This is a genomic window from Pseudonocardia alaniniphila (assembly GCF_022524485.1).
GTDB classification, from domain to species: domain Bacteria; phylum Actinomycetota; class Actinomycetes; order Mycobacteriales; family Pseudonocardiaceae; genus Pseudonocardia; species Pseudonocardia alaniniphila.
This window is the reverse complement of sequence record NZ_JAKXMK010000100.1, coordinates 1-991: the sequence shown is the minus strand read 5'-3', so window position 1 is coordinate 991 and position 991 is coordinate 1. Positions and strand designations below refer to the sequence as shown.

At 71.1% G+C, this 991-nt stretch carries 1 protein-coding gene; it reads left to right on the top strand.

The features are described from left to right. Nucleotides 1–73: 73 nt before the first annotated feature. The gene (locus MMF94_RS43155; RefSeq protein ID WP_241043295.1) at nt 74–961 is read left to right on the top strand and encodes an IS3 family transposase; all 888 of its coding nucleotides are present in this window, start codon (nt 74–76) and stop codon (nt 959–961) included. Nucleotides 962–991 lie beyond the last annotated feature (30 nt).

Genomic DNA, 991 nt, shown 5'->3' with positions numbered 1-991 from the left:
AGTTCCGGCTGGAGACCGAGAACGAGATCCTGCGCCGGGCCGCGGCATTCTTCGCCCGGGAGATCCACCCAAAATGATCTACCCGGTGGTCCGCGAGCTGGCCGTCGACCGCATCCCGGTCGCGGTGGCCTGCCGGGTGCTGCGGGTCTCGACCAGCGGCTACTACGCCTGGCGGGACCGGCCCAGCCCACCGCGCCGCCGCGCCGACCGCGAGCTCACCGAGATCATCAGCACCGTGCACGCCCGCTCGGGCCGCACCTACGGCTCGCCCCGGGTCCACGCCGAGCTCCGCCACCAGCACGGCCTGCGCATCGGCCGGGCCCGGGTCGCCCGGCTCATGCGCACCCACGGCCTGACCGGCGCCAGCGCGCAGCGGCGCCACCGGCCCAGCACCATCCGCGACCCGCACGCCACCCCGGCCCCCGACCTGGTCGAACGCGACTTCACCGCCGCCGAGCCCGACCAGCTATGGGTCTCCGACATCACCCAGCACCTCACCGGCGAGGGCTGGGTCTACTGCGCGGTCATCCTCGACGTCTACTCCCGCCGGGTCATCGGCTGGTCAATCGCCGAACAGGCCCGCACCGAGCTGATCACCGACGCCCTGACCATGGCCTGCCAGCGCCGCCACCCCACCCCGGGACGCACCGTGTTCCACTCCGACCACGGCGCCCAATACACCTCCTGGGCCTTCACCACCCAACTCGCCGCCGCCGGCCTGCACGCCTCCATGGGCACCGTCGGGGACTGCTACGACAACGCCCTGGCCGAGAGCTTCTTCGCCACCCTGCAAACCGAACTGCTCGACCGCCGACCCTGGCACCACCGCCGCCACCTCGAGCAAGCAATCTTCGAGTGGATCGAAACCTGGTACAACCCCCGCCGCCGCCACTCCGCCCTGGACTACCACTCACCCAACGACTACGAACAAACTCACACCCACGCCGCACCCGCGGCCTGACACACCGACGTGTCCACGAAACCCAGGCAA